Annotated in this window: 19 protein-coding genes; 14 read left to right on the top strand and 5 right to left on the bottom strand. The window is 60.9% G+C overall.

The window, feature by feature from the left end:
- Positions 1-64: 64 nt before the first annotated feature.
- The 4 genes from FBX99_RS13300 to araH all read left to right on the top strand — a co-directional run bounded on the left by FBX99_RS13300 (position 65) and on the right by araH (position 4652).
- Positions 65-883, top strand: coding sequence for an SDR family oxidoreductase (locus tag FBX99_RS13300; protein ID WP_144929509.1), 819 nt, complete (start codon positions 65-67; stop codon positions 881-883).
- Between the two features lie 172 nt (positions 884-1055).
- Complete coding sequence (locus FBX99_RS13305; RefSeq protein WP_144929508.1) at positions 1056-2060, top strand: substrate-binding domain-containing protein; 1005 nt, start codon at positions 1056-1058, stop codon at positions 2058-2060.
- A 68-nt stretch (positions 2061-2128) separates the two neighbouring features.
- The gene (araG, locus tag FBX99_RS13310; protein ID WP_144929507.1) at positions 2129-3673 is read left to right on the top strand and encodes an L-arabinose ABC transporter ATP-binding protein AraG; all 1545 of its coding nucleotides are present in this window, start codon (positions 2129-2131) and stop codon (positions 3671-3673) included.
- A gap of 10 nt (positions 3674-3683) precedes the next feature.
- Positions 3684-4652 (top strand): L-arabinose ABC transporter permease AraH, encoded by a 969-nt coding sequence (gene araH / locus FBX99_RS13315; protein WP_144929506.1) that lies wholly within the window; start codon positions 3684-3686, stop codon positions 4650-4652.
- Between the two features lie 102 nt (positions 4653-4754).
- Here araH and FBX99_RS13320 read toward each other — a convergent pair whose 3' ends face one another.
- Positions 4755-5135, bottom strand: a complete 381-nt coding sequence (locus FBX99_RS13320) for a Rho termination factor N-terminal domain-containing protein (protein WP_144929505.1) — start codon at positions 5133-5135, stop codon at positions 4755-4757.
- 32 nt (positions 5136-5167) lie between these two features.
- Positions 5168-5512 (bottom strand): hypothetical protein, encoded by a 345-nt coding sequence (locus FBX99_RS13325; RefSeq protein WP_144929504.1) that lies wholly within the window; start codon positions 5510-5512, stop codon positions 5168-5170.
- A 176-nt stretch (positions 5513-5688) separates the two neighbouring features.
- Here FBX99_RS13325 and FBX99_RS13330 point away from each other — a divergent pair, with 176 nt between their 5' ends.
- Entirely contained in the window at positions 5689-6171 is a 483-nt protein-coding gene (locus FBX99_RS13330; protein ID WP_003179435.1) for a GNAT family N-acetyltransferase, read from the top strand.
- A gap of 4 nt (positions 6172-6175) precedes the next feature.
- Here the strand turns inward: FBX99_RS13330 and FBX99_RS13335 are convergent, their stop codons facing one another.
- On the bottom strand, positions 6176-6808 hold the full coding sequence (locus FBX99_RS13335; protein ID WP_144929503.1) for a glutathione S-transferase family protein: 633 nt from the start codon (positions 6806-6808) through the stop codon (positions 6176-6178).
- 188 nt (positions 6809-6996) lie between these two features.
- On the opposite strand from FBX99_RS13335, the gene FBX99_RS13340 reads away from it, so the two are divergent.
- The 5 genes from FBX99_RS13340 to FBX99_RS13360 all read left to right on the top strand — a co-directional run bounded on the left by FBX99_RS13340 (position 6997) and on the right by FBX99_RS13360 (position 12177).
- Positions 6997-7980, top strand: a complete 984-nt coding sequence (locus tag FBX99_RS13340) for a 2-dehydro-3-deoxygalactonokinase (RefSeq protein WP_145131774.1) — start codon at positions 6997-6999, stop codon at positions 7978-7980.
- A gap of 19 nt (positions 7981-7999) precedes the next feature.
- A complete protein-coding gene (locus tag FBX99_RS13345; protein WP_144929501.1) occupies positions 8000-8620 on the top strand; it encodes a 2-dehydro-3-deoxy-6-phosphogalactonate aldolase in 621 nt (206 codons plus the stop codon).
- A 48-nt stretch (positions 8621-8668) separates the two neighbouring features.
- Positions 8669-9817 (top strand): galactonate dehydratase, encoded by a 1149-nt coding sequence (gene dgoD, locus FBX99_RS13350; protein ID WP_041020447.1) that lies wholly within the window; start codon positions 8669-8671, stop codon positions 9815-9817.
- A 186-nt stretch (positions 9818-10003) separates the two neighbouring features.
- Positions 10004-11314 carry an MFS transporter gene (locus tag FBX99_RS13355; protein WP_144929500.1) on the top strand — a complete coding sequence of 437 codons (1311 nt, stop codon included), beginning with the start codon at positions 10004-10006 and terminating at the stop codon, positions 11312-11314.
- 59 nt (positions 11315-11373) lie between these two features.
- On the top strand, positions 11374-12177 hold the full coding sequence (locus tag FBX99_RS13360; RefSeq protein WP_144929499.1) for an IclR family transcriptional regulator: 804 nt from the start codon (positions 11374-11376) through the stop codon (positions 12175-12177).
- 22 nt (positions 12178-12199) lie between these two features.
- Here FBX99_RS13360 and FBX99_RS13365 read toward each other — a convergent pair whose 3' ends face one another.
- Positions 12200-13252, bottom strand: a complete 1053-nt coding sequence (locus tag FBX99_RS13365) for an NAD(P)-dependent alcohol dehydrogenase (protein ID WP_145131776.1) — start codon at positions 13250-13252, stop codon at positions 12200-12202.
- Between the two features lie 179 nt (positions 13253-13431).
- Between FBX99_RS13365 and FBX99_RS13370 the strand changes: the two genes are divergently transcribed.
- Positions 13432-14322, top strand: coding sequence for an AraC family transcriptional regulator (locus FBX99_RS13370; protein ID WP_144929497.1), 891 nt, complete (start codon positions 13432-13434; stop codon positions 14320-14322).
- A 179-nt stretch (positions 14323-14501) separates the two neighbouring features.
- Here the strand turns inward: FBX99_RS13370 and FBX99_RS13375 are convergent, their stop codons facing one another.
- On the bottom strand, positions 14502-16166 hold the full coding sequence (locus tag FBX99_RS13375; protein ID WP_144929496.1) for an electron transfer flavoprotein-ubiquinone oxidoreductase: 1665 nt from the start codon (positions 16164-16166) through the stop codon (positions 14502-14504).
- Positions 16167-16710: 544 nt separating this feature from the next.
- On the opposite strand from FBX99_RS13375, the gene FBX99_RS13385 reads away from it, so the two are divergent.
- The 3 genes from FBX99_RS13385 (at position 16711) to FBX99_RS13395 (ending at position 19355) form a co-directional block, all read left to right on the top strand.
- Positions 16711-17460 carry an electron transfer flavoprotein subunit beta/FixA family protein gene (locus FBX99_RS13385; RefSeq protein ID WP_024776877.1) on the top strand — a complete coding sequence of 250 codons (750 nt, stop codon included), beginning with the start codon at positions 16711-16713 and terminating at the stop codon, positions 17458-17460.
- Positions 17461-17462: 2 nt separating this feature from the next.
- On the top strand, positions 17463-18392 hold the full coding sequence (locus FBX99_RS13390; RefSeq protein ID WP_144929494.1) for an electron transfer flavoprotein subunit alpha/FixB family protein: 930 nt from the start codon (positions 17463-17465) through the stop codon (positions 18390-18392).
- A gap of 138 nt (positions 18393-18530) precedes the next feature.
- Positions 18531-19355 carry an ABC transporter substrate-binding protein gene (locus FBX99_RS13395; RefSeq protein ID WP_144929493.1) on the top strand — a complete coding sequence of 275 codons (825 nt, stop codon included), beginning with the start codon at positions 18531-18533 and terminating at the stop codon, positions 19353-19355.
- Positions 19356-19363 lie beyond the last annotated feature (8 nt).

A 19363-nucleotide genomic window follows, 5' to 3' on the forward strand; every position in this document is an offset into this window, starting at 1 on the left:
CTTCGGCCGGTCATTCCTGGATGCCCGGTTTTTGTCGTGGCTCTGGGCAGGGGAGTCCTGAGCCATGGCTGAGGCGCTTTCCTTGCCGCCAGTGCCCGAGCCACCGAGGGGCGAGCGGCTGAAGAACAAAGTGGTGCTGCTGACTGGCGCCGCCCAAGGCATCGGCGAGGCCATCGTCGCCGCGTTCGCTGCACAACAGGCGCGACTGGTGATCAGCGACATCCAGGCCAGTAAGGTCGAACAGGTTGCCGCTTCCTGGCGTGAACGCGGGGTGGACGTGCAAGCGCTGCGAGCCGATGTGTCGAACCCGCAGGACCTGCAGGCCATGGCCCGCCGTGCGGTAGAATTGCACGGCCGCATCGATGTATTGGTGAACTGCGCCGGCGTCAATGTGTTTCGCGATCCCTTGGAAATGACCGAAGAAGACTGGCGCCGTTGCTTCGCCATTGATCTGGACGGTGCCTGGTACGGCTGCAAGGCTGTGCTGCCGCAGATGATCGAGCAGGGCGTGGGCAGCATCATCAACATTGCTTCGACCCATTCGTCCCACATCATTCCCGGCTGTTTCCCTTACCCGGTGGCCAAGCATGGCTTGCTTGGCCTGACTCGTGCCCTGGGCATCGAATACGCCCCCAAGGGCATACGCGTCAACGCCATCGCACCGGGCTATATCGAAACCCAACTGAACGTCGACTACTGGAACGGCTTCGCCGATCCTCATGCCGAACGCCAGCGTGCGCTGGATCTGCACCCGCCACGGCGCATCGGGCAACCGATCGAAGTGGCAATGACGGCCGTGTTCCTGGCCAGTGATGAAGCACCTTTCATCAACGCTTCATGCATCACCATTGATGGTGGACGTTCGGTCATGTACCACGACTGAACATTCCGGGATTGCAGTCTGAAACTTTGCCTGTAATTCAATCATCATACGATATGACTATTTGGATCTATGCTGTAGCAACTTGCTGTGACCGCCCAGCCTGCGCTTTGCCACCGATGGTGGAGCAGACCCTGGACGTTTGGCTTTCAATAAAAAAAACAAGGAGTCAACTATGAATCATCGTCGTGGGATCCGTTCCCTGTGCCGCGTTGCCCTGGCAGTTGCCGCGGTTGGTCTCAGCAGTACCTTGCTGGCGGCTGAAGAAGTGAAGATCGGTTTTCTGGTCAAGCAGGCCGAGGAGCCCTGGTTCCAGACCGAATGGGCGTTCGCTGAAAAAGCGGGCAAGGACAAGGGTTTCAAAGTCATCAAGATCGCCGTGCCCGATGGCGAGAAGACCCTCTCGGCTATCGATAGCCTCGCGGCCAACGGCGCCAAAGGCTTCGTGATCTGCCCGCCGGACGTGTCCCTGGGCCCTGCCATCATGGCCAAGGCCAAGCTCAACGACATGAAAGTCATCGCTGTCGATGACCGTTTCGTCGATGCCAGTGGCAAGTTCATGGAAGACGTGCCGTACCTCGGCATGGCCGCGTTCGAAGTGGGCCAGAAGCAGGGTGCCGCCATGGCCGCGGAAGCCAAGAAGCGTGGCTGGGACTGGAAAGACACCTACGCTGTGATCAACACCTTCAACGAGTTGGACACCGGCAAGAAACGCACCGACGGTTCGATGGACGCCCTGAAGAAAGCCGGTATGCCGGATGATCACATTCTCACCACGGCGCTCAAGACCCTCGACGTACCGGGGAGCATGGACTCCACCAACTCCGCCCTGGTGAAACTGCCCAGCGGCGCGAAGAACCTGATCATCGGCGGCATGAACGACAACACCGTGCTGGGTGGCGTGCGTGCGACTGAAAGCGCCGGCTTCAAGGCGGACAATGTGATCGGGATCGGCATCAACGGCACCGACGCCATCGGCGAGCTGAAGAAACCTCATAGTGGTTTCTTCGGTTCGATGCTGCCTAGCCCGCACATCGAAGGTTACAAGACTGCCGAGATGATGTTCGAGTGGGTCACCACCGGCAAGGAACCACCGAAGTACACCGCGATGGACGAAGTGACGCTGATCACTCGGGAGAACTTCAAGCAGGAGCTGGAAAAGATCGGCCTGTGGAATTGACGGCCGGTTGATTCAAAAGCGGCCCTGGTGTCTTGGGGCCGCTTGATCTCTGTGAGTTCGAGGTGGTTATGCAAGCGCAAACAGCGACACAACAACACAACACCGGCACCAGCTTGCGGTTCAACGGAATCGGCAAGGTCTTTCCTGGCGTACAGGCGTTGGCCAATATCAGTTTTGTTGCCCATCCAGGCCAGGTTCATGCCTTGATGGGGGAAAACGGCGCGGGCAAGTCCACGTTGCTGAAGATTCTGGGTGGGGCCTACATTCCGAGCAGCGGCGAGCTGCAGATCGGCGAGCAGGTGATGGCTTTCAAATGCACGGCCGACAGCATTGCCAGCGGCGTGGCGGTGATTCACCAGGAGCTGCACCTGGTGCCGGAAATGACGGTGGCTGAAAATCTGTTCCTGGGCCACCTGCCGGCCCGTTTCGGCCTGGTCAATCGTGGCGTGTTGCGCCAGCAGGCGCTGGCGCTGCTCAAGGGCCTGGCCGACGAAATCGATCCCCAGGAAAAAGTCGGTCGCTTGTCCCTCGGCCAGCGTCAACTGGTGGAAATCGCCAAGGCCTTGTCCCGAGGCGCCCATGTGATCGCTTTCGATGAACCCACCAGCAGCCTTTCTGCACGGGAAATCGATCGCTTGATGGCGATCATCGCCCGCCTGCGGGACGAGGGCAAAGTGGTGCTGTATGTGAGTCACCGTATGGAAGAGGTGTTCCGCATCTGCGACGCGGTGACGGTGTTCAAGGACGGCCGCTACGTGCGCACCTTCGAAAACATGAGCGAGTTGACCCACGATCAGTTGGTCACCTGCATGGTCGGTCGCGATATCCAGGACATCTACGATTACCGTGCCCGCGAGCGCGGTGAAGTGGCGCTTAAGGTCGATCGCCTGCTCGGCCCGGGGCTGCGTGAGCCGGTGAGTTTCCAGGTGCACAAAGGTGAAATCCTCGGGTTGTTCGGGCTGGTGGGGGCCGGACGTACCGAGTTGCTGCGATTGCTCAGCGGCCTGGAACGCCAGACCGAAGGCAGCATGGTCCTGCATGGTGAGGCGCTGAAACTGCGTTCGCCTCGGGATGCCATCGCCGCCGGTGTACTGCTTTGCCCGGAAGACCGCAAGAAAGAAGGCATCATCCCACTGGGCAGCGTCGGCGAGAACATCAACATCAGTGCCCGCAGTGCCCATTCCACCCTCGGCTGCCTGTTGCGCGGCGATTGGGAAAAAGGCAACGCCGACAAGCAGATCAAGGCGTTGAAAGTGAAGACGCCGACGGCTGGGCAGAAAATCATGTTTCTGTCCGGGGGCAACCAGCAGAAGGCGATCCTCGGTCGCTGGCTATCGATGCCGATGAAAGTCCTGTTGCTGGATGAGCCGACCCGCGGCATCGACATCGGTGCCAAGGCTGAGATCTACCAGATCATCCACAACCTGGCGGCCGAGGGCATCGCGGTGATTGTGGTGTCCAGCGACCTGATGGAAGTGATGGGCATTTCCGACCGGATCCTGGTGCTGTGCGAAGGGGCCATGCGCGGCGAGCTGCCGCGTGCCGAGGCCAACGAATCCAACCTGCTGCAACTGGCGCTGCCACGCCAACGCGTTGCCGACGCGGCGAACTGAGAGGTAAATCATGACCATTCAAAACAATGCACTGCCAACGGCACGCAAACCCCTGGACATGCGTCGATTCCTCGACGATTGGGTCATGCTGCTGGCGGCCATCGGCATCTTCGTGCTCTGCACGCTGCTGATCGATAACTTCCTCTCGCCATTGAACATGCGAGGCCTGGGCCTGGCGATTTCAACCACCGGCATCGCGGCTTGCACCATGTTGTATTGCCTGGCGTCCGGGCATTTCGACCTGTCGGTCGGCTCGGTGATCGCCTGCGCCGGCGTGGTCGCGGCGGTGGTGATGCGTGATACCAACAGCGTGTTCCTGGGTGTCAGCGCGGCGCTGGTGATGGGGCTGATCGTTGGTCTGATCAACGGCATCGTGATTGCCAAGCTGCGGGTCAATGCGTTGATCACCACGCTGGCGACCATGCAGATCGTTCGCGGCCTGGCCTACATCTTCGCCAACGGCAAGGCGGTGGGCGTGTCCCAGGAGTCGTTCTTCGTGTACGGCAACGGCCAGTTGTTCGGTGTGCCGGTGCCGATCCTGATCACTGTCGTCTGCTTTTTGTTTTTTGGTTGGTTGTTGAACTACACCACCTATGGGCGCAACACCATGGCCATCGGTGGTAACCAGGAAGCCGCGTTGCTGGCGGGGGTGAACGTCGATCGCACCAAGATCATCATCTTCGCCGTGCATGGCGTGATCGGTGCGTTGGCGGGGGTGATCCTGGCCTCGCGCATGACCTCCGGCCAACCGATGATCGGCCAGGGCTTCGAACTGACAGTGATCTCGGCCTGCGTGCTGGGTGGGGTCTCGTTGAGCGGTGGGATCGGCATGATCCGTCATGTGATTGCCGGGGTGCTGATTCTGGCGATCATCGAGAATGCGATGAACCTGAAGAACATCGACACCTTCTACCAATACGTCATCCGCGGTTCGATCCTGCTGCTGGCGGTGGTCATCGACCGGATGAAACAGCGCTGAGTTCTGCCGTGAATCAATGTGGGAGCGGGCTTGCCCGCGAAAGCGGCGGTACATTCGACATCTTTGTTGGCTGACCCACCGCTTTCGTCGGATCGCCGCCAATCAAGCTGCCTTGCGCAACGCCTCGATCAACTCCTGCTTGCGCATCTTCGAACGCCCGGGAATGTTTTTAGCCCGGGCTTCTTTCATCAGGCTGTCGACCGTCTGGGTTTCATGGGAAGCCTTGCTGCTGCGCGGATGACCTTGCCGGGTCTTGGCTGCACGGCGGGCCGATTCCTTGCGGTCGGTTTTCTTTTCCGCGGCCGGTTTATGTTTCCCCGAACCGCCGGAACGTTCGCCGCCGCCGGACTGTTTGTTCACCGTCGCCCAAGCCCGTGCTTCGGCCGTCTCCTCGGACAGGCCTTTCTTCTCGTAGCTTTTTTCGATGTGCTCGGCTTTGCGCTTTTGCTCGGCGGTGTATTTGTCTTTGCTTCCACGAGGCATGGGAAGTTCCTCCTGAAGTGTGTGAGCAGGGGCTACTGGCTGGCGCCACCTTCGGAGCCCGAACCACCGGTGGTGGTTTTCGAGCCCACGCCGGTACCGGCGTTATCGGGTGCTGTGGAGTCGGGTGTATTCATGCCACCCTGACGACCCATATCATTACCCTGCACGCGGGGATCGGTGCCAGTGGCGGGTGGCTGGCCATTGTTCAAGGCGCCGCCGCCGGTGCCGTCGGTGTTCAACTTGGGCATGCCCTGGGTAGCCGGCGAATTGGGTGCCTCCACCGGGTCGGTCGGCCCGGTACCCGAGGTGGACGCCGCGAAGGCCACGGAAGACAGCAGTGCAGCAAGTGTGAACGCAGTCAGCCTTGAAGTGATCATGGTGTCGCCTCCATTTTTCAGATGCTTGCCTGATCTTGGGCCGCGCTGGATCGGGGTTGGTGCCTTGTTTGCGACGAATGGTGCTTTCGCAGGAGCAGTCATCATGTGGATTGAAATGTGACGAGCGCCGCGTAGCGGCTTAGTATGGCGCTTTCAATTGGCTACAAGGCCCGTTCATGTCGATCGAGATCCGTCCTGCGCAACCCAGCGATGCGCCTCAAATCCTTGCCTTCATCACCGAGCTGGCCGACTACGAAAAGGCCCGTCACGAAGTCATCGCCAGTGTGGCCGACATCGAGCGCAGCCTGTTCAGCGAAGGCGCGACCGCCCATGGGCTGATCTGCCTTCGCGATGGCGTACCGATTGGTTTCGCCGTGTTTTTCTTCAGCTACTCCACTTGGTTGGGCAGCAACTGCCTGTACCTCGAAGACCTGTACATCACGCCCGAACAGCGTGGCGGCGGAGCGGGCAAGACGTTGTTGCGCCATCTGGCCAAGGTCGCCTGCGACAACGATTGCGGTCGTTTCGAATGGAGCGTCCTGGACTGGAACACGCCGGCGATCGAGTTCTACAAATCCCTCGGTGCGCAACCCCAGGAAGAATGGGTGCGCTACCGGATGGACGGCAAGGTGCTACGGGATTTCGCCCAAGGCAACTGATGGCTCAGACGTGTTCGGCGCAGGCCCATTCGGCAAATCCGGGCCGCTGTTCCAGGCGCTTGCAGTACGCCGCCACGGCTGGGTAGTCCGGCCGTTCCATGGGCGTCTGGCGCCAGCGGTGCACGGACAGGCCGATGAGCACGTCCGCCAGAGAGAAATCCGCACCCGCAACGTAGGCGCCGGTGCGATTCAATTGCAGCTCCAGCAACCCCATCTTTTCGTTCCAGCCTTTGATGCCGGCGGCGATGGATTGGGGGTCCTGCATATCCGGATTCTTGCGCACCAGCGCGTGAAACGCATAGCCCCATGACGGGTTGAGTTCTGTCGCCTGCCAATCCATCCATTGTTCGATCCGGGCCCGTGCGGCAGGTTCGACGGCAAGCAGGTCACTGCGTTCATGCTTGCCCACCAGGTAACGGCAGATGGTGTTCGACTCCCAGAGCACACCGTTCTCATCGATGATCACCGGTACCTGGGCATTGGGGTTAAGCGCCAGGAACGCTGGATCCCGGGTTGAATGGAAGCCGATGCCCCAGTCTTCGCGTTCGTAGGAAATGTCCAGTTCCCGGCAAGTCCACAGCACTTTTCTGACGTTGATCGAGGAAGTGCGGCCGAGGATTTTCAGCAGTTGTGCCATGTCGTTGTCCTTGAGAGTTAAGACGTCCGGACAGGAAACGTAGCAGGGTCGTGGGTGGATGGCGATGGTTTCGGAAGTCTTTGTAAATGTCCCAATATGTGGGAGTGATATTTATATATTGAGATTTAACTGCGCTCAGGTTTATAGTCCGTGCCACTCACTGCCAAAAAACAGAACAGGTGAAGCGGATGCAGGCGCAATTGATCGCGCTCGATTGGGGGACTACCTCACTACGGGCTTACAAACTCGCCGCGGGAGGCGAGGTGCTCGAACAGCGCTCGCTGTCGTCGGGGATCATGCAATTGCCCTCTGGGCCGCGGACCGTGGCTGGTCGGGAATGTACCGACGGCTTCGAGCTGGCGTTCGACGAGGCCTGCGGTGATTGGCTGGACGCGCAGCCGGGCCTGCCCGTCATTGCCTGCGGCATGGTCGGCAGCGCCCAGGGTTGGTGCGAAGCGCCTTACTGCGATACACCGGCGAACGTCGCCAATCTCGGACATTCCCTACAAACCGTTCGAAGCCTTCGCGGTGTCGATGTGCATATCGTGCCAGGGGTGATCCAGCGCTCGCGGTTACCCAATGTCATGCGCGGCGAAGAAACCCAGGTACTCGGCGCCTTGCACAGCTTGCCGAACGAAGCGGTGCTGATCGGCTTGCCCGGCAGTCACTCGAAGTGGGTGGAAGTGGCCGACGGCTGCATCGTGCATTTCGACACCTTCATGACCGGCGAAATCTTCGCCGTGCTCAGCGACCACAGCATTCTCGGCCGTACCCAACAGCGCGGTGCCGCGTTCGACGGCGTGGCCTTCGAACGGGGTGTGCAGGTGGCGCTGTCGACGGACGGACAGGTTGGCCCACTGTCCACCATGTTCAGCGCTCGCAGCCTGGGGTTGACCGGTGAGCTCGGCGCCAGCGCCCAAGCCGACTATCTCTCTGGTGTGTTGATCGGCCATGAGCTGACGGCACTGGCCGCCGCACAACGGCATCGGCGCAACAGCGTGCATTTGCCGACGGTGGTGTTGATTGGCAATTCCCAGCTCTGCGCCCGTTATCAACGGGCCCTCGACGCCTGCGGCTTTGCCCGGGTGACCCTGGCCGAACAGGCCACCGAACGAGGTTTGTGGCAACTGGCCGTGGCGGCCGGGCTGCTCGAATCCAGCGCATCGCGTTAAACCTGACTGGAGGTCTGACATGCTCACACAAGCACTGGCGCACAACGGGCTGATCGCGATCCTGCGCGGTCTGCGTCCCGAAGAGGCGGCAGCCATCGGCGAAGTCCTGTATAGCGCCGGATTTCGCGTCATCGAAGTACCGCTCAATTCCCCCGAGCCGTACGAAAGTATCCGCATCCTGCGCAATACCTTGCCCGCCGACTGCCTGATCGGTGCCGGCACCGTGCTGACGCCGGAGCAGGTGGAGCAGGTGAAAGCCGCCGGCGGCCAGGTGATCGTCATGCCCCACAGCGACCCGAAGGTGTTGCGGGCGGCAAAAGCGGCGGGGCTCTACCTCTCGCCGGGCGTCGCCACGCCGACCGAAGCATTTGCCGCGCTGGCCGAAGGCGCCCATGTGTTGAAGCTGTTTCCTGCCGAGCAAATGGGCCCGGCGGTGGTCAAGGCCTGGCTTGCGGTATTGCCGGCCGGGACCGTGCTGGTGCCGGTGGGTGGGATCACCCCGGACAATATGGCGGTGTTCCTCGAGGCGGGCGTCAAGGGATTCGGCCTGGGCTCCGGCTTGTTCAAGCCGGGCCTGACGGCTGACGAAGTCGCGGTGCGCGCCAAGGCTTACGTGGCCGCATGGAATGCCTTGAACTGAAGACTTTTCCAGCGCCCGTGCGCTGCATCTGACAAGAGAGACAACAAGATGAAAATCACCAAACTGACCACCTTTATCGTTCCACCGCGCTGGTGCTTCCTCAAGGTCGAAACCGACGAGGGCGTGACCGGCTGGGGCGAGCCGGTGGTCGAGGGCCGTGCCCATACGGTGGCGGCCGCGGTCGAAGAGTTGTCCGACTACCTGATCGGCAAAGACCCACGCAACATTGAAGACATCTGGACCGTGCTGTATCGCGGCGGCTTCTATCGCGGTGGCGCCGTGCACATGAGCGCCCTGGCCGGTATCGACCAGGCGCTGTGGGACATCAAGGGCAAGGCCTTGGGCGTGTCGGTCAGCGACCTGCTAGGCGGCCAGGTGCGCGACAAGATTCGTGTCTACTCCTGGATCGGCGGCGACCGGCCGGCGGACACCGCTCGCGCAGCGAAAGAAGCCGTAGGACGGGGCTTCACGGCAGTGAAAATGAACGGCACTGAAGAGCTGCAATTTCTCGACACCTTCGAAAAAGTCGACCTGGCCCTCGCCAATGTGGCAGCGGTGCGGGACGCGGTAGGGCCGAACGTCGGCATCGGCGTGGACTTTCATGGTCGGGTTCACAAACCGATGGCCAAGGTGCTGATGAAGGAACTCGACCCGTACAAACTGATGTTCATCGAAGAGCCGGTGCTCAGCGAAAACTACGAAGCCCTCAAGGAGTTGGCACCGCTGACCAGCACGCCGATTGCCCTGGGCGAGCGTCTGTTTTCCCGCTGGGATTTCAAGCGTGTGCTCAGCGAAGGCTATGTGGACATCATCCAGCCGGATGCGTCCCACGCCGGTGGCATCACTGAAACCCGCAAGATCGCGAACATGGCCGAGGCCTATGATGTGGCGCTGGCGCTGCACTGCCCGCTGGGCCCGATCGCCCTGGCGGCGTGCCTGCAACTGGATGCGGCTTGCTACAACGCGTTCATCCAGGAGCAGAGCCTGGGCATCCATTACAACGAGAGCAACGACCTGCTGGATTACGTCAAGGATGCGCGGGTGTTCGACTACGACCAAGGCTTCGTGAAGATCCCCAACGGCCCGGGCCTGGGCATCGAGATCAACGAGGAGTACGTCATCGAACGCGCCGCCGTCGGCCACCGCTGGCGCAATCCGATCTGGCGCCATGCCGATGGCAGTTTTGCCGAGTGGTAACTGCCTGACACTCCGCTAATCCCTGTGGGAGCGGGCTTGCTCGCGAAGAGGGAGTGTCAGCTGATGAATGTGTGGCTGACACACCGCCTTCGCGAGCAAGCCCGCTCCCACAGCTTGATCTTCGTAGGTCAGGAGATCTTGATCACGCGTCAGTTTCCTCCATAAACATAAGAAGAGGCACCGCACATGCAAGCGCACACCCTGAGCGCGCAAGCGTCGTTGGTGACGCCCAGCCGCAAGCGTTTTTTCATCATGATCCTGCTGTTCATCACCGTGGTGATCAACTACCTGGACCGTAGCAACCTGTCGATTGCCGCGCCCGCGCTGACCAGTGAATTGGGCATCGACCCCATCCATGTCGGGCTGATCTTCTCGGCGTTCGGCTGGACCTATGCGGCCATGCAGATTCCCGGCGGCTGGCTGGTGGACCGCGTGCCGCCACGGATTCTGTACAGTGTCGCGTTGCTGTTGTGGTCGGCGGCCACGGTGATGCTCGGTTTCGCCGCCAGCTTCATCGCCTTGTTCGTGCTGCGCATGGCGGTCGGGACCCTGGAAGCGCCGGCCTATCCTATCAACAGCCGCGTGGTCACTACTTGGTTCCCCGAGCGTGAGCGGGCCACGGCCATTGGTTTCTACACCTCCGGGCAGTTCGTTGGCCTGGCTTTCCTGACGCCGGTGCTGGCCTGGTTGCAGCACAGGTTCGGCTGGCACATGGTGTTCGTAGTGACGGGTGCGGTTGGCATCATTTGGGCGGGGATCTGGTACGCGGTGTATCGCGAGCCGCGGGATTTCAAAGGCGCCAACGCCGCTGAAATCGATCTGATTCGCGAGGGCGGCGGTTTGGTGGATATCCAGGCCGAGGCGGCCAAGGCCAAGGCAAAGTTCAGCTGGACCGACCTGGGGATCGTCCTGACCCGGCGCAAGCTGTGGGGCATCTACCTGGGCCAGTTCTGCCTGAACTCCACGCTGTGGTTTTTCCTGACCTGGTTCCCGACCTATCTGGTGAAATATCGCGGCATGGACTTCATCAAGTCCGGACTGCTGGCGTCGTTGCCGTTTCTCGCGGCGTTCGTCGGCGTGTTGTGTTCCGGTTTCTTTTCCGACTGGCTGATCCGTCGCGGCGCCACGGTCGGGTTCGCCCGAAAGCTGCCGATCATTGGCGGGTTGCTGATCTCGACCTCGATCATTGGCGCCAACTTCGTTGAATCGACGCCACTGGTGATCGCGTTCCTGGCGCTGGCGTTCTTCGGCAATGGCCTGGCGTCGATCACCTGGTCGCTGGTGTCGACCCTGGCGCCGGCGCGGTTGCTCGGGCTGACGGGTGGGGTGTTCAACTTCATCGGCAATCTGGCGGCCATCGCCACGCCGATTGTCATTGGTTTCCTCGCCAGCGGCGATTCGTTTGCCCCGGCCATCACCTATATCGCCGTGCTGGCACTGGTGGGCGCGCTGTCCTACATCCTGCTGGTCGGGAAGGTCGAGCGCATCGAGTTGTAGTCCGACGGGGCGGGCGACCATAATGCCGCCCGTTCTCCGCTCACTGTTAAAGGCCGGCTATGCAGCAAGACGATCCAAAAAACACCAAGGACGCAGCGCCTACAGGCACCCAGACGTTGCTGCGCGGCCTGGGTGTAGTGCAGGCGGTTGCCAGCGGCGCCCGTGACCTGAAGGAAATCGCCCGGCTGATCGGCACGACCCGTAGCACCACGCATCGCCTGGCCAGTTGCCTGGTGGACGAGCGTTATCTGCGCGTGGTGCCACAGGTGGGCTATCTGCTGGGGCCGAAGTTGATCGAACTGGGTTTCCAGGCCCGGGAAGAACTGCCACTGGTGAGCCTGGCGGGGCCCTATCTGGATGAGCTGTCGGCACTGACCGGCGACACGGTGCACCTGGCGATTCGTGAGGGCGACGAGGTTCTGTACCTGCTGAAGAATCCGGGGCGCAATGGCCCGGAAATGCGCTCGCGGGTGGGCCATCGCATGCCATTGGCGCGTACCGGTATCGGCAAGGCGCTGATGCTCGATGATCCCGAGGAAAATTGGCGGCGGTTGTACGAAATCAGTCTGCCGGCCGCTGGGAAGAATCAATTCTGGCCCCAGCACCAGGAGCAATCCTGGGAACAGTTCCAGCAGCGGATGGTGGAGTATGTGGCGGGAGGCTATGCCTTCGACCTGGAGGACAACGAACCGTCGATCCGTTGCGTGGCGGCGCCGATCCGCGATGCGGGCAAACGCATCGTTGCCGGCATCAGCATCGCCAGCACCGTGCCGTACATGCCGCTGGAAAAAATGGCCGAGCTGATTCCCCTGGTTAAAGGGGTCACAGCCCGGCTGTCGGCGGAGTTGGGCGCCAAGGTCTGATTAGTGGCCTGTGTGGCTGGCGTCAGGCCTTGAGGGTCGCCATGTCGATGACGAAGCGGTACTTGACGTCGCCGGCGATCATGCGGCTGTAGGCCTCGTTGATCTGGCGGATGTCGAGCATTTCAATGTCGCAGTTGATGTTGTGCTCGGCGCAGAAATCCAGCACCTCCTGGGTTTCGGCGATCCCGCCAATCAACGAGCCAGCCAGGACCCGACGGCCCATGATCAAATTGGCCGCGTGGACCGGTGGATCGATCGGCTCGACCAGGCCCACCAGAATGTGCACACCGTCGAACCGCAGGGTGCTGAGGTATGGGTTCAGGTCGTGCTGCACTGGAATGGTGTCCAGCAGGAAGTGGAAGCGTCCGGCCGCGGCGGCCATCTGCTCGGGGTCGGTGGACACGATCACGTGGTCGGCGCCCTGGCGACGGGCCTCTTCAGCCTTGCTGGCCGAACGGGTGAACAGCGTGACTTCCGCGCCCATGGCCTTGGCGAACTTGATGCCCATGTGGCCGAGGCCGCCCATGCCGAGCACGCCGACCTTGTCACCGGCCTTCACGCCATAATGCTTGAGGGGCGAGTAGGTGGTGATGCCGGCGCAGAGAATCGGTGCGGCGCTGGCCGGGTCGAGTGCGGCGGGGATGCGCAGCACGAAATGTTCGTTGACCACGATGCTGTCGGAGTAGCCACCCATGGTATGGCCGCCGCTGATACGATCGGGGCTGGCATAGGTCTGGGTCATGCCCTGGTAGCAGTATTGCTCCAGGTCGGCATGGCAGGCTTCGCACTCACGGCAGGAGTCGACCATGCAGCCAACGCCTACCAGGTCACCGATCTTATAGCGGGTGACATTTGCACCGACGGCGGTAACCTTGCCTACGATCTCGTGGCCGGGCATCAGCGGGTAGACGGCGATGCCCCATTCGTTGCGAGCCTGGTGGATATCGGAGTGGCAGACGCCACAGTAAAGAATGTCGATTGCCACGTCGTCGGCCTGTGGGCTGCGCCGCTCGAACTTCACGGGGGCGAGGGGCGCGGTGGGCGATTGAGCAGCGTATCCGATGGCAGTGTACATAGAGAACCTCGCTAAGCAATGAACAGTCAGGCGATCTATTCTGGGAGCCATGGCCGCATCCCGCGATGGCGATTCCTACGGGTGTCATGCCTAATCCTCCGACCTTGGCCGTAGATTGATCCTATGGAACGCCAGACCTGCGATGATGTTTCCATCCCTTTTTCCGTGAAGTTTTCCCCATGTTGCTGACCCGCTATCTCGATGCCAACGCGGCGCTGGTTTCGCTGATTGAACCCCTGGCGACCCGTGACGGCTTTATTCCTACACAGCTGCCTGGCGTGCAAGTGCTGCGATGCAGCCAGGACATCGCCCGTGGCCCGCAGCTCTACGAGCCAAGCCTGGTGATCATTGCCCAGGGCAGCAAACTGGCTTACCTGGGACCGCGCACGCTGGAGTACGGCGCCGGGCATTACCTGATCCAGGCGCTGCCGGTGCCGTTCGAATGCGAAACCTACGCCATGCCCGATGCTCCGCTGCTCGGGATTTCCGTGGCGATCGATCGGGCGCTGCTGGGTGAGTTGGTGCTGGCCATGGGATTGACGCCGGGACGGAACCTGCCGCCGCAGACACCGGAATCCATGACCAGCGCGGTGCTCGATGACGCCATGCGAGGGTGTGTCGAACGGTTACTGCACTGCCTGCACGATCCACTGGAATGCCAGGTGATGGGCCAGGCGCGGTTGCGGGAATTGCTCTTCGCGGCGTTGCGCGGGCCCCAGGCCGATGTGTTGCGGGCGTTGGTGGAGCAGCATGGGCAGTTCGCCCGGATCGCTGCCGCGTTGTGTCATTTGCACGCGCACTTCACCGAACCGCTGAACGTCGAGACGCTGGCCAACTGCGCGAACATGAGTGCCTCGACCTTTCATGAACATTTCAAGCGCAGCACCTTGCTATCGCCGGTTCAATATCTCAAGCGATTGCGCCTGCTCAAGGCGCAGCGGCTGTTGCTCAGCGAGGGCATGGGTGTGGCCCAGGTCGCACATCAGGTGGGTTACCAGAGCTCGTCGCAGTTCAGCCGGGAGTACAAGCGCTACTTCGAGCGCAACCCAGGGGAGGAGCGCGCTGCCTGATCCAGCGCCAATCCCTGTGGGAGCGAGCCTGCTCGCGATAGCGGTATGTCAGCCGACGTAGATGTTGAATGATCAAACGCTATCGCGAGCAGGCTCCCACATCGGTTTTAGGTGGTTGTTAGAACCGCACGCAACAAAAAGGCCCCCATTGCGGGAGCCTTGATGTTCAGCGAATCGGCTTACATGTTCGGGTAAGTCGGCCCACCGGCGCCCTCCGGCGAGACCCAGGTGATGTTCTGGGCCGGGTCCTTGATATCGCAGGTCTTGCAGTGGACGCAGTTCTGGGCGTTGATCTGAAAGCGCTTCTCGCCGTCTTCCTTGGTCACCACCTCATACACGCCGGCCGGGCAGTAGCGCTGGGCCGGTTCGTCGTACAAGGGCAGGTTCTTGCCGAGGGGGATGCTCGGGTCGGTCAGCTTCAGGTGGCAGGGTTGTTCTTCTTCATGGTTGGTACCGGAGATGAACACCGAGCTGAGTTTGTCGAAGCTGATCTTGCCGTCCGGTTTCGGGTAGTCGATCTTCTTGCAATCGGCCGCCAGCTTCAGGCAAGCGTAGTCGGGCTTGTTGTCATGCAGGGTGAACGGCAGCTTGCCGCCGAAGATGTTCTGGTCGAGCCAGTTGAAACCGCCACCGACGATAGCGCCGTACTTGTGGATCGCTGCGCCGAAGTTGCGGCTGGCGAACAGCTCTTCGTACAGCCAGCTGTTCTTGAAGCTGTCGACATAAGCGGTCAGTTCATCACCGCCTTCGGACTCGGCGAACAGGCGATCAGCCACGGCATCGGCGGCGAGCATGCCGGATTTCATGGCGGTGTGACTGCCTTTGATCTTGGCGAAGTTCAGCGTGCCGAGGTCGCAACCGATCAGCGCACCGCCCTTGAAAACCATTTTCGGCAGGGAGTTCAGGCCGCCCTTGCAGATGGCGCGGGCGCCGTAGCTGACGCGCTTGCCACCTTCCAGGTACTGCTTGAGCACCGGGTGATGCTTGAGGCGCTGGAATTCGTCGAATGGCGACAGGTAGGTGTTGCTGTAGGACAGGTCGACGATCAGACCTACGACCACTTGGTTGTTTTCCAGGTGATAGAGGAAGGAACCGCCGGTGTTCTCGGTACCCATGATGTCCAGCGGCCAACCGGCGGTGTGCACCACCAGGCCAGGTTGATGCTTGGCCGGGTCGATTTCCCAGATTTCCTTCAGGCCGATGCCGTAGTGCTGGGCGTCGGCATCGCTGTCCAGGTTGAAACGCTTGATCAACTGCTTGCCGATGTGACCACGGCAGCCTTCGGCGAACAGCGTGTACTTGCCGCGCAGTTCCATGCCAGGCGTGTAGAGGCCTTCCTTCGGGTGGCCTTCACGGTCGACACCCAGGTCGCCGGTGATGATCCCGCGAACCACGCCGTTTTCGTCGAACAGCGCTTCCTGGGCGGCGAAACCCGGGTAGATTTCCACGCCCAGGTTCTCGGCCTGCTGGGCCAGCCAACGGCAAAGATTGCCGAGGGAAATAATATAGTTGCCTTCGTTGTGCATGGTCTTGGGCACGAAGAAGTCAGGGATTTTGTTCGCAGTGTCGGCATTCCTCAGGACATAAATGTCATCGCGCTTGACTGGCGTGTTCAACGGTGCGCCGAGTTCTTTCCAGTCCGGGAACAGTTCATTCAGGGCGCGGGGTTCGAACACCGCGCCGGAAAGGATGTGTGCACCGACTTCGGAGCCTTTTTCCACCACGCAGACGCTGATTTCCTTACCGGCTTCGGCGGCCTTCTGCTTCAGGCGGCAGGCGGCAGACAGGCCAGCGGGGCCGGCACCGACGATGACCACGTCGAATTCCATGTATTCGCGTTCCACAGGCTATCTCCTACTCTCAAGGCTCACGGTTTTTCTAATTGGAGGTTGGGCGTTGCATCCATTGTTTCCTTCGGGAAAACGACGAAAGCGACAATGGATGACCCACGCTTCTCTCTTGGGGGCGCATTATATCTACACCACTCTCAGGGTCCAATACAAACGTTTGTTTGAAATAGCCGCAGCCCAGATAAATCACCGACGTGCGGCTTATGACTGGCCATTTTGCCGTATTGACCGGAATAGGCGTTCCGGTCAAGATACGGGCGGTTTTGCGCTCGCCGTAGGCTGACTGTTGGTTTCAAGAGCACCTCTAAAGACAGGGCGAAGGCAGCACAAAGTGACGTACTGCGTGTTAGGACGCGCAGTTTACACGCCGCGATAATGAATGACTCATCGGTCCCCATCGACGAAAGGTCTTCACTCCGTGAGCAAGAGTCATGTGTGGTTCATGCCGGCGTTTTTAGAGGTGCCCTTGCGCCCATGAGCATCAACCGCCAGGTTCGCCTAGGCGACTTTCTTTTCACCGGAGAGTAACGAGGAATCCATGAAGGTTCTTGTAGCTGTCAAACGAGTGGTCGACTATAACGTCAAGGTTCGCGTCAAGGCGGACAACTCCGGCGTCGACCTCGCCAACGTCAAGATGTCGATGAACCCTTTCTGCGAAATCGCCGTGGAAGAAGCCGTACGCCTGAAAGAAAAAGGCGTGGCGACTGAAATCGTCGTCGTCTCCATCGGCCCGACCACCGCCCAGGAGCAACTGCGCACGGCGCTGGCGCTGGGTGCCGATCGCGCCATCCTCGTCGAATCCGCCGAAGAGCTGACTTCCCTGGCCGTGGCCAAGCTGCTCAAGGCCGTTGTCGACAAGGAACAGCCACAGCTGGTGATCCTCGGCAAACAAGCCATCGACAGCGATAACAACCAGACCGGCCAGATGCTCGCAGCATTGAGCGGCTACGGTCAGGGCACCTTTGCGTCGAAAGTCGAAGTGTCCGGCGACAGCGTTGCCGTGACCCGCGAAATCGACGGCGGCGCGCAGACCGTTTCCCTGAAACTGCCGGCCATCGTCACCACCGACCTGCGTTTGAACGAGCCGCGCTACGCGTCCCTGCCAAACATCATGAAAGCCAAGAAGAAGCCGCTTGAAGTGCTGACTCCTGACGCTTTGGGCGTTTCCACCGCCTCCACCAACAAGACCCTGAAAGTCGAAGCGCCGGCTGCACGCAGCGCGGGCATCAAGGTCAAGTCGGTGGCTGAACTGGTCGAGAAACTGAAAAACGAAGCGAAGGTAATCTAACTATGACTATCTTGGTAATCGCTGAACACGACAACAATGCGCTGGCCCCGGCCACGCTGAACACCGTTGCTGCTGCTGCCAAAATCGGCGGCGATATCCACGTTCTGGTAGCCGGGCAGGGCGCTGGCGCCGTTGCCGAAGCCGCCGCGAAAATCGCCGGCGTGGCAAAAGTGCTGTCGGCCGATAACGCCGCCTATGCGCACCAGTTGCCGGAAAACGTTGCGCCATTGGTAGCCGAGCTGGGCAAGGGCTACAGCCACATCCTGGCTGCCGCTACTTCCAACGGCAAGAACATCCTGCCGCGCGTTGCCGCGGCCCTGGACGTCGATCAAATCTCCGAGATCATCTCGGTGGAAAGCGCCGACACCTTCCAGCGTCCGATCTATGCCGGTAACGCCATTGCCACCGTGCAGTCGACCGCTGCGATCAAGGTCATCACCGTCCGCGCCACCGGTTTCGACCCGGTTGCTGCCGAAGGTGGTTCCGCCGCTGTCGAAGCCGTCAGCGCGGCCCACGACGCCGGCATTTCCAGCTTCGTCAACGAAGAACTGGCCAAGTCCGATCGTCCTGAGCTGACCGCTGCCAAGATCGTCGTTTCCGGTGGCCGCGGCATGCAGAACGGCGACAACTTCAAGCACCTGTACGCCCTGGCCGACAAGCTGGGCGCTGCCGTCGGCGCTTCTCGCGCTGCGGTCGACGCAGGTTTCGTACCCAACGACATGCAGGTCGGCCAGACCGGCAAGATCGTTGCGCCGCAGCTGTACATCGCCGTCGGTATCTCCGGGGCGATCCAGCACCTGGCCGGTATGAAGGACTCCAAGGTGATCGTCGCGATCAACAAGGACGAAGAAGCACCGATCTTCCAGGTGGCCGATTACGGCCTGGTAGCGGACCTGTTCGAAGCAGTCCCTGAGTTGGAGAAGCTGGTCTAATCCGGCCTCTTCACTTATAAAGAGCCCGGCTTTGACCGTAGTGCCGTTCATTCAAGGTGCCCCTGAATCCTTGAATGACCGCAATACGGTTCAGGCCGGGCTTTTTATTGTCTGCATTTTCAAGGGGAGCGTAACGCCATGGATCTTCGCCGTTTGGCTGGCTGGTCATTGCTGTGGGCGTTGGCGGGTGTCCCGGGCCTGTCTGTCGCCGCCGGCAAGTGTGAACGGCTGATTGCCACCGGCAGCCCTGATGCGCCGCCTTACCTCTGGCAAGACCCCCAGGATCCCAAGCACTTGATCGGTGCCAGTGCCGACCTGCTGGTCCAAGTGGCGGGAGAGTTGGGCATCAAGGTCGACGTGCTCTATGCCGGCAAGCGCGCCCAGGCGCTGGAGGAAGTGCGCAGCGGGCGCATTGACCTGCTCGCCGATGCTTCGCTGACGCCCACCTGGCTCGATTTCCTGGATTATGTTCATCCTCCGGTGCTGGAGAACGATTACCTGGTCTGGACCCGCAAGGATTCTCCACTGGTCATCAATCGGCCCGAGGACCTGCACGATCATCCCGGTGCCTTGTCGGAAAAGGCTCGTATGACCCAGGAATTCGGTCTTTTTGCCGAGCAGAAATTGACCCTGGTCCGCACCTCCAACCTGACCCAGGCCTTTCAGAAATTGCTGCTGGGGGACGTGGAATATGTTCTCGCCGGGCGCTACTCGGGCTTGGCAATGGCGCAGACGCTGGGCATGGCGAACGACCTGCAAGCGGCTCCGCAACCGGTGGATAAACCGGGGCTGTACGTCGCGGTTTCCCATGACTCCGCCTGCAACGACCCATGGTTGCGCGGACAGCTGGCGCAAAAGATGACAGAATTGGCCGCGTCCGGCCTGACGGAGGCTGTGTTGCAGCGCAATCTCGAGCGTTGGAACACACAGTTGCAGCCACCTGTCGGCGCCCCAAAACAGTAGGGAATATT

The sequence above is a fragment of the Pseudomonas sp. SJZ074 genome, from assembly GCF_007828215.1.
Classification (GTDB): domain Bacteria; phylum Pseudomonadota; class Gammaproteobacteria; order Pseudomonadales; family Pseudomonadaceae; genus Aquipseudomonas.

Coding starts and splice junctions, on each gene's coding strand:
- FBX99_RS13300 (WP_144929509.1), top strand. CDS start 65: ATGGCTGAGGCGCTTTCCTTGCCGCCAGTGCCCGAGCCACCGAGGGGC.
- FBX99_RS13305 (WP_144929508.1), top strand. CDS start 1,056: ATGAATCATCGTCGTGGGATCCGTTCCCTGTGCCGCGTTGCCCTGGCA.
- araG (WP_144929507.1), top strand. CDS start 2,129: ATGCAAGCGCAAACAGCGACACAACAACACAACACCGGCACCAGCTTG.
- araH (WP_144929506.1), top strand. CDS start 3,684: ATGACCATTCAAAACAATGCACTGCCAACGGCACGCAAACCCCTGGAC.
- FBX99_RS13320 (WP_144929505.1), bottom strand. CDS start 5,135: ATGCCTCGTGGAAGCAAAGACAAATACACCGCCGAGCAAAAGCGCAAA.
- FBX99_RS13325 (WP_144929504.1), bottom strand. CDS start 5,512: ATGATCACTTCAAGGCTGACTGCGTTCACACTTGCTGCACTGCTGTCT.
- FBX99_RS13330 (WP_003179435.1), top strand. CDS start 5,689: ATGTCGATCGAGATCCGTCCTGCGCAACCCAGCGATGCGCCTCAAATC.
- FBX99_RS13335 (WP_144929503.1), bottom strand. CDS start 6,808: ATGGCACAACTGCTGAAAATCCTCGGCCGCACTTCCTCGATCAACGTC.
- FBX99_RS13340 (WP_145131774.1), top strand. CDS start 6,997: ATGCAGGCGCAATTGATCGCGCTCGATTGGGGGACTACCTCACTACGG.
- FBX99_RS13345 (WP_144929501.1), top strand. CDS start 8,000: ATGCTCACACAAGCACTGGCGCACAACGGGCTGATCGCGATCCTGCGC.
- dgoD (WP_041020447.1), top strand. CDS start 8,669: ATGAAAATCACCAAACTGACCACCTTTATCGTTCCACCGCGCTGGTGC.
- FBX99_RS13355 (WP_144929500.1), top strand. CDS start 10,004: ATGCAAGCGCACACCCTGAGCGCGCAAGCGTCGTTGGTGACGCCCAGC.
- FBX99_RS13360 (WP_144929499.1), top strand. CDS start 11,374: ATGCAGCAAGACGATCCAAAAAACACCAAGGACGCAGCGCCTACAGGC.
- FBX99_RS13365 (WP_145131776.1), bottom strand. CDS start 13,252: ATGTACACTGCCATCGGATACGCTGCTCAATCGCCCACCGCGCCCCTC.
- FBX99_RS13370 (WP_144929497.1), top strand. CDS start 13,432: ATGTTGCTGACCCGCTATCTCGATGCCAACGCGGCGCTGGTTTCGCTG.
- FBX99_RS13385 (WP_024776877.1), top strand. CDS start 16,711: ATGAAGGTTCTTGTAGCTGTCAAACGAGTGGTCGACTATAACGTCAAG.
- FBX99_RS13390 (WP_144929494.1), top strand. CDS start 17,463: ATGACTATCTTGGTAATCGCTGAACACGACAACAATGCGCTGGCCCCG.
- FBX99_RS13395 (WP_144929493.1), top strand. CDS start 18,531: ATGGATCTTCGCCGTTTGGCTGGCTGGTCATTGCTGTGGGCGTTGGCG.